Annotated in this window: 9 protein-coding genes; 8 read left to right on the forward strand and 1 reads right to left on the reverse strand. The window is 51.4% G+C overall.

Translation table 11 applies throughout. The features are described from left to right. The 8 genes from AC1U9Z_RS17220 to AC1U9Z_RS17255 all read left to right on the forward strand — a co-directional run. The coding region (locus tag AC1U9Z_RS17220; RefSeq protein ID WP_479958456.1) for an L-serine ammonia-lyase, iron-sulfur-dependent, subunit alpha at nucleotides 1-309 on the forward strand (309 nt) is incomplete at its 5' end. Between the two features lie 457 nt (nucleotides 310-766). Beyond that, on the forward strand, nucleotides 767-1,939 hold the full coding sequence (locus AC1U9Z_RS17225; protein WP_479958457.1) for an ABC transporter substrate-binding protein: 1,173 nt from the start codon (nucleotides 767-769) through the stop codon (nucleotides 1,937-1,939). Nucleotides 1,940-2,075: 136 nt separating this feature from the next. Further along, nucleotides 2,076-2,960, forward strand: coding sequence for a branched-chain amino acid ABC transporter permease (locus AC1U9Z_RS17230; protein ID WP_479958458.1), 885 nt, complete (start codon nucleotides 2,076-2,078; stop codon nucleotides 2,958-2,960). A 6-nt stretch (nucleotides 2,961-2,966) separates the two neighbouring features. After that, nucleotides 2,967-3,989, forward strand: coding sequence for a branched-chain amino acid ABC transporter permease (locus AC1U9Z_RS17235; protein ID WP_479958459.1), 1,023 nt, complete (start codon nucleotides 2,967-2,969; stop codon nucleotides 3,987-3,989). Next, on the forward strand, nucleotides 3,967-4,749 hold the full coding sequence (locus tag AC1U9Z_RS17240) for an ABC transporter ATP-binding protein (protein WP_479958460.1): 783 nt from the start codon (nucleotides 3,967-3,969) through the stop codon (nucleotides 4,747-4,749). Before AC1U9Z_RS17235 ends, AC1U9Z_RS17240 begins: the two co-directional genes overlap by 23 nt. After that, nucleotides 4,736-5,440, forward strand: coding sequence for an ABC transporter ATP-binding protein (locus tag AC1U9Z_RS17245; protein ID WP_479958461.1), 705 nt, complete (start codon nucleotides 4,736-4,738; stop codon nucleotides 5,438-5,440). The genes AC1U9Z_RS17240 and AC1U9Z_RS17245 overlap by 14 nt, the downstream gene beginning before the upstream one ends. 148 nt (nucleotides 5,441-5,588) lie before the next feature. Next, complete coding sequence (locus tag AC1U9Z_RS17250; protein ID WP_479958462.1) at nucleotides 5,589-6,596, forward strand: uroporphyrinogen decarboxylase family protein; 1,008 nt, start codon at nucleotides 5,589-5,591, stop codon at nucleotides 6,594-6,596. Between the two features lie 108 nt (nucleotides 6,597-6,704). Beyond that, nucleotides 6,705-7,697 carry a uroporphyrinogen decarboxylase family protein gene (locus tag AC1U9Z_RS17255; RefSeq protein WP_479958463.1) on the forward strand — a complete coding sequence of 331 codons (993 nt, stop codon included), beginning with the start codon at nucleotides 6,705-6,707 and terminating at the stop codon, nucleotides 7,695-7,697. Nucleotides 7,698-7,779: 82 nt separating this feature from the next. Here the strand turns inward: AC1U9Z_RS17255 and AC1U9Z_RS17260 are convergent. After that, nucleotides 7,780-8,115, reverse strand: a 336-nt coding sequence (locus AC1U9Z_RS17260; protein WP_479958464.1) for a HEPN domain-containing protein, incomplete at its 5' end; no start/stop codon positions are given.

Consider the following 8,115-nt stretch of genomic DNA (forward strand, 5'->3'; position numbering starts at 1 on the left):
CTGCTAGGCGGGGATGCCGCCGCCGTGGGCCGCGCCATCCAGAACATCATCGCCAGCTTAGCCGGCGTCTTCTGCGATGGCGGCAAAAACGGCTGCGCCCTCAAACTGGCCGCCACCGCCGCCGAAGCCGTCCTCGCCGCCAAGCTCGCCATCCGCGGCCTCAGCGCCGACCAACTGGACGGCATCATCGGCAAAACCGCCGAACAAACCATCGCCAACCTCGGCTACGTCAGCACCCACGGCCTGGGCCAAACTGACGCCGCCATCCTCACCGTCATGCAGGGCCATACGGGGTCAGGTGGGAACTAAGGGGGGGTAGAGTCAGTAGAAACGTCAAAGATTCAGCGGATTACAAGATGGGAAGGGGTGTGGTTGACAGCAAACTGAAGGCTCGGAAGCGCACAAAAAAATGGGTGCATCAACAACCCAACCCAAGACTATGTACTTCTTCTTCTGCAGTGCCAGCCCCTTGGCGTACGCGTAAAAGACGGAGTTCATACTTTTCATATGCAGGGATCACCCGACCATACGAAGAATGAGAACAAGGAGGTTCACAAACAACGCGCCAGCTCTTACCTGTGATTGGACATTGCTGTTTGTGGTGCTGCTACTCCCGGTAATAGCAGTTGTCTCCAAAAAGGTAGGGTAACGCACCCATCTCTTCATTGTTTGCAGTATACCTGCATAACTAACTATAAAATAGCGCACAGGCAACCGGTTCCGCAACATTGTTTGCCTGATCGCAGTGAAAGGAATGGTCATAAAGATGAAAAGAATAGTTGCCTTAACCCTGGGATTCCTGATGATTTTCTCTCTCACGGCCTGCTCAAACAAAGGCGACGGGCCGAAGAAAGATGTATCGGCACCTGAGGTGCAAGATTACAACATTGCGGTTTGTATCCCCATCACTGGCACGAACGCAACCTATGCGGCTTACATCAAGAATGGCCTTGAGATGGCTTTGGCCAATCTTGAAAAGCGTGGCGGCCTCAACGGCACCGGCGGCAAAATAATTCTGGATTTCTATGACGACTGCAACGATCCCAAGCAGGGGGTGGCCCTCGCCGAGCGGATCGTCGAGGACGATAAGTATCTATGTGAGATCGGCTCCTTCGCGTCACCTGTTTCGCTAGCTGCTGCTCCAATCTACAACGAAGTCGAGATGGTTCAGTACGCGCTGACCTCTTCCAATACCCGGTACCTTCCGATCGGTAAGTACTGTTTCTCACTTTCCACAACCCAGGATGTCTCCACCACCAATCACGCTGACTGGCAGGTCAACTACCTTGGCTACAAGACCTTTGCAGTCATCCATTCCAACGACGACTGGGGCAACGAATCCTTTGACTTCTATAAGAAGGCCATCGAGGCCGAGGGCGGCACCATTATAGCGGAGGAATCCTACATCGCTGGATCGACCAATGATTTTACAGCTATGCTGACCACTCTGAAGACCATCAATGCCGACGCTGTTATGACCTTCTGCGGCGAGGACGACCTTGTCATGATGATCAAGCAGGCCGACATGCTCGGAATCGATTTCAACTGGCTCTCCTCCAAGAAATGCTGCTCGGCCACGGTCATCGATCAGCTTGGCGAGCTGGCGGAGGGTCTCTATAGTCTTAACAACGCTCTGAAGAGCAAGGAGAATAAGGTGTACGCCGATTACTATGAGGAGTATATTAAGGTCTATCCTAGCTCTGAGACGACCCAGAAGTATGTCGACCAATCTTACAACTGCATGCTGACTGTTATCTGGGCGATCGAGAACGGCGGAGTCGACCGCCTGTCCTTCCGTGACAAGCTTGCTTCGCTCAGTAATTTTATGGGCGTACAGGGCACTATCAGCTTTGACCCCGATACCCGCAAGGTGTTCAACGAGGAATATCTAGCCCAGGTCCAAAACGGCGTCTGGGTGAATATCGACACCAGCAAATAATCAAAATTGAACCTTCACGAATAACAATTGTTCAATGCTTTTTTCGGAAAGGCCAAGTCTCTCAAGTTCATTACGATTTGGCCTTTCCAAACCAATTATAGGGAATTGTATTAGATTGCAAGGGAAAGGGATAAACATGTTCTTTCAACAGCTAATCAACGGGATATGCTTGGGTAGCGTGTACGCCTTGACTGCTGTCGGTTATTCTCTGGTGTTCAGCGTTGTAGGTCTGATTAATATGTCTCATGCTGCTATTTACATGTCCGGTGCCGTCTGTTTTTCCATGTTCTACAACCTTGGGGGTAGCAATGTGCCGCTGATCGTGGTTTTTCTGATCGCGATGATCTATGCGGCAATAGCCGGACTGGCCATTGAACTGCTAGCTATTCGTCCGATTCGCGAAAAAGGAGACGGCATGGTTTATGCGATCATCAGCTCCATTGGAGTCAAAACAGTCATTGAAAGTCTGTGTCAGATTATCTTTGGAACTGAAATCCGCGCTTTTCCCACCATTCTGGAAGGACGGTATGTAGAGCTATTCGGAGCGCGCATGATGGCCATCCAGTTTGTGATGCTTGGTGTCACGCTGTTTATTATGGTTGTTTTAGGTTATTTTACTATGAAAACCAAAATGGGGATGGGATTGCGCTCGGTGTCTCAGAATTTGCGTGCTGCGAATCTCATGGGCGTTCCGGTCAACAAGGTCGTTGCGCTGGCGTTTGCCGTCGGCTCGGTGCTGGCGGCGATCGCAGGAGTCTTATCCTGTATGTACTATCAGACGGTGCAGGTTAACATCGGTGGCGTCATCGGGCAGAAGGCATTTGCCGCGACAGTGCTAGGCGGGATCGGCTCCCTGACCGGTTCGGTCATCGGCGGGTTTATTATTGGTATTGCAGAGATGTTAACCGCTGGTTATATCAGCTCGAGCTATCGCAACATGGTTGCGTTCGGCATTTTGATTATTGTACTGATCTTTAAGCCTACCGGCATCTTCGGCAAAGCGGAAAGTAAAAAGGTGTGATTGATGTTGAAGAAGAGAATTAGACTTTCAACCATCATAAGGATCATTCTGATCGGTGCTGCTTTGCTGGTCCCCTGTTTGCACCTAAAAAACTATATTATGCGGATTCTTATTACGGCGGGGATCTATATGATCCTGGGCATGAGTCTGAATCTCGTGATGGGTATCGGCGGCATGGTTTCTTTAGGACAGGCCGTATTTTACGGGATCGGTGCCTATTCGGCGGCGTTGATCACACTTAGACTGTGCTGGCCACTTTGGTCCGTGATCCTGGCAACGATCGTAATCTCCGGCCTCAGTGGGTTTCTGCTGTCGATTCCGATGGGGCGGGTCACTGGACGTTATGTAGCCATTATCACGTTGGGGTATTGCGAGATTATCAATCTGATCCTCATCAATTGGCAAAGCTTGACGCGCGGACCCGCAGGGCTGATGAACATTCCCCGTCCCGTCACCTTGGGGTATCAGCTCAAATCCAGTAATTCATATTACTATTTCGTGTTAGCTACTGTGTTTATCGTTTACACAGCCATCGGCTGGACTTTAAATTCCAAGCTTGGACGTAACCTGAGGGCGATGAAGGAAGACAGTATTGCGGCTGAGGCGATGGGCATCAACATTTTCCGTCAAAAGATGATTGTGTTTACGATGTCAGGCGCGGTAGGCGGTATCGCTGGCATGCTTTATGCATTTAACATCGGCTACATCGACCCTACCAATTTTACCAACGTCGAATCCCTGGCAGTAGTCAGCATCGTGACCGTCGGTGGCCTTGGTAGCATGTTCGGTACCATTATCGCCTCCTTTGTGCTGACAGTGATTCCCGAGATGCTCCGCGGTTTCTCTGAGTACCGCCAGGTGCTGTACGGTGCGGCTCTCGTCCTTATTGTTCTGCTCGACCACAGCATTCCGGGCACTCGCTTCAAGCGATATCTCAGCGATCAAACCGACAAAGTCAAGAGCAAATTCCTGCAAAAAATTGCCAGGATGGAAAGGAAAGGGAAAAATGACAGCGCTGTTAGAAGTTAGCCATCTACAAATTGTATTTGGCGGTTTGGTTGCGGTCGAGGATCTTTCTTTTTCCTTGAATAAAGGGGAGGTGACCAGCCTCATTGGGCCAAACGGAGCTGGCAAAACTACCGTAATCAATCTGCTGACCGGCTTTTATGAGCCGGACCAGGGAAGGATCACCCTTAAGGGGCAGGATATCACGGGGTTTCCTTCCGATCAGTATGCAAAGATTGGACTTGCAAGGACCTTTCAGAACGTACGGTTGTTTACCGGTATGACCGTACAGGATAACATTCTTGTTGGTATGCAGCACCGCATTCCCTATGGTGCCTTCCTTTCCTTCTTTCCCAACCCCACGAAGCTAAAAGCGGAGGAAACTGCGATCGAACAAGCCCAGCAGATCCTCGAGCGCGTGGGGCTTTCCGACCTGCGCGATGAAAAGGCGGGCAACCTGCCCTACGGTCTGCAAAGGAAACTGGAAATTGGCCGTGCTCTGGCGACCAATCCATCGGTGTTGCTGCTCGATGAGCCTGCGGCAGGTATGAATCCACAGGAGACACGGGAGCTTGGTGCATTTGTGCGTTCGCTGCTCCAAGACGTTGATGCAATTCTTATGATCGAGCATGACATGAAAATGGTCATGCGGATCTCCGATCAGATTATTGTGATGAATTATGGCAAGATGATCAGTATGGGGACCCCTGCGCATGTACAAAATGATCCGGTGGTGTTGGAGGCATATCTCGGAAAGGGGGCAAAAAAGAGTGTTAAAGGTTAGGAATCTCAATGTGTATTACCAAAAAATCCATGCCCTCAAGAATGTCTCCATCCATGTCGAAAAAGGCAAAATCGTGGCACTGATCGGGAGCAACGGGGCCGGGAAAAGCACCTTGTTAAACTCCATTGCCGGTGTCAAAGAAGTCAAAAACGGCGACATTCTCTATATGAACCAGTCCATCCTGAAGCTCGACGCCGAAGCGCGGGTTAAGAAGGGTGTTATCCTCGCTCCTGAGGGGCGTCAGATTTTCCCGAAATTCTCAGTTTGGGAAAACCTGAGCATGGGTGCCTACACCATCAAGGACAAGGGCAATATCGAGGCGGGATACGACCGTGTATACGAGTTGTTTCCCCTTCTGAAGGAGCGCGCCGGGCAAATGGCAGCCACCCTGTCGGGAGGCGAACAGCAGATGCTGGCAATTGGGCGCGCACTGATGGGTAACCCCAAGTTGTTGATGCTGGACGAACCTTCGCTGGGCCTGGCCCCGATTTTTGTGGAACAGATATTTAGTCTCCTGGCCGAAATCCGCGCGCAGGGAACCACGCTTCTTCTTATTGAACAAAACGCCATGGCGGCGCTGGAAGTGGCGGACCGCGCCTATGTGCTGGAAACGGGGGAAATTGCCATGGAGGGCACTGGTCAGGAGCTGCTTTCTAACGACCGCGTTATCAAGTCCTATCTTGGTGGATAGGGCATGAACAAAGCAAAACACTGCCCACCTGCAAAAGACGGTTAACAAAAGAAAGAAATACCACTTATTTCTAACCGATAGAGGATGGAGTATTAGTTGTGGTTGGCTATAGAATAACAAATTCGAAAAGAAAGGGAGAAACTTACAAATGAAACCAATCGAAAGAATCCAGGCGCTCTTGTCCGGCAAGAAACTCGACACTCCTGCAATCAACCTCTGGAAGCACTTCCCGCCCTACGACGAGGAGCCGTCCCAGCTGATCAAAAAAACCATCCAGTTTCAGGAACGTTTCGGCTGGGATTTTGTGAAGGTCACTTATCAGGGCCTTTTTTCCATTCAGGACTGGGGTTCGGCGATCCAGTGGCCTGAGCGCGACTGCGTATGGCCCAATACCTGCTCCAAGGTGGGTGTGGTGACCGACCCTTCGATCAAACGGATCGAGGACTGGAAGAAGCTTAAGCCGCTCTCGATGAACCGGGGTTCGATGGCCGATTCCATTGCCGCCGCCAAGGGCGTGGTCGAGCGTTTTAAGGGCGAGGCGCCGGTAGTTGTCACTGTGTTTAACCCGCTGACCACGGCCGCCAAAATGAGCGGCGACAAGATGCTGGTCCACCTACGCCGCGACCCCGACAGCTTCAAAAAGGGCCTCGATGTGATTTCAGATACCACTCAGGCGTTTGTCGAAGCGCTAATCGATATAGGCGCCGATGGCATATTCCTTGCCACCCAGCTAGGTACTTACGACAAAATGAGTGTGGCGGAGTACGAGCTATTTGGACGGCCGTACGATCTTCGCATTCTCGAACGTGCCAACGAAAAGCTGTGGTTCAACATTATGCACATGCACGGCAATGCGCCCATGTTCGAGCTGCTTTCCCAATATCCGGTGCAGGCCCTCAATTGGCATGACCGCCTGGTGGACGACTACGATCTCAAGAAAGGCCGCAGTATCTGCCCGGATAAGATCCTGATTGGCGGTGTAGATGAATACGGCGTCCTTTTCAACGGCTCCGACGAAGAACTCAAGGTGCACCTTCAGGACGCGCTGGATCAGGTGCCGGACGGCCGGATGATTCTCGGCCCTGGCTGCTGTGTGCCCCTTCATGTGAGCGAAGACCGCCTGGCGCTAGCCAACAAACTACTAGCCGATCTTTAACGCGCCTGCCGCGGAAGAGCTTGATGGTTGGCGCGGGGCACAACTATTCTGAACACGATAAAGCTTGGCCCGTGGCCCGAGACCACCGCACAAGGAGAGGAAACAGCAATGAGCATGTCAAAAAAAGAACGCGTCATGGCAGCTATCAACAAGCAGGAAGTGGATCGTATCCCGTTCGGTATGTGGTATCATGTACCGCATGTTGATCAAGACCCGGTGGAGCTAGCAGAAGTTCAGATCCAGCAGGCCCTGGACTATGATCTTGATTTCATTAAGCTGATGCCTTTTGGCAACTATTCCGCCGCTGATTATGGCCTAAGCTGCACCTATTACTGCATGCCCCATAGGCCTGTGCTTGAACGAAAATTCGCCATCGAAACCCCCGAAGAGTGGGGGGAACTCAAGCCGCTTTCGGGCAGCTTCGGCAACCATGGAAAAACCCTAATGATTGCTCAGCAGGTGGCCAAGCAGCAAAAGAAAAAGGGTCTACAGCTGCCCTTTGTCCAGACCATTTTTAGCCCGCTGACCACCGCCAAGAAGCTTGCCGGAATGCGCCTTTTCCAGGATATGCGTAGCCATCCCGACTACGTTCATCAGGCGCTTAAAGCGATTACCCAAACCTGCATCGATTTCGTCGCTGAAAACCTTGCGGCGGGCGTATCGGGTTTCTTTTTCGCCAGCCAGTGCGCTACCCGCGACTGGGTTACTGAAGAGGAATACCGGGAGTTTGGAGTCCGATACGATTTGCAAGTGATTGAAACGTTCAAAGACCCGACTTTTTTCAATATTGTTCACATCCATGGCGACAATACCTGGTTTAGTCTAATGGCCTCCTACCCAGTACAGTGTCTGAACTGGCATGACAGATGGGTCGCACCGGACATGGCACAGGCGCGAAAGCTCTCGGACAAGTGCTTTATGGGCGGGATCAATGAAACATGGCTGAAAACAGCCACCCCGGATCAGATTACCGTTCATGTCCGGGAAGCGGTAGTGACCGCCGGACGCCGGGGTCTGATGGTGACGCCCGGCTGTGTAGCGGATCCGACCACTCCAGTGGAGAATTACATCGCCTGCAGAAGGGCTCTGGATAACCTTTAATCTTAATCTATCTGCCTCAACCCAAATCAACCCTCGGCACAACCGTCAAAACGATTGTAACCGAGGGTTAACTTTTATATCCTTAAGCCTGTTCAATTATCCAATTGACCCATTCATAAACCTTTCCCGAAAGCTCAACGGCTTGTTGATACTCGACCGCATCTACCGGTTCCCAATCGCCGGGATACCGCGTAGTTACGGCATAGTCTGTTAGAATAGCCGCATCTTTTATTTCCCCAGGTATGTCCAGTTTACCGGATTGCTCAAGCAATGCTAGGAGGTGGCCGATTGAATGTGTCCGAGGAAAGGTTAGACCTAGATAAATTAGTAGTCCTTTAAGGGCTTTTTCGCAGCACTGCTGGGCATCAAAGCAAAGGTCCTCATATAAGATGGCTTTCGACAACTTTCCCAGCTTGGC

This window comes from Desulfotomaculum sp. (genome assembly GCF_982386235.1).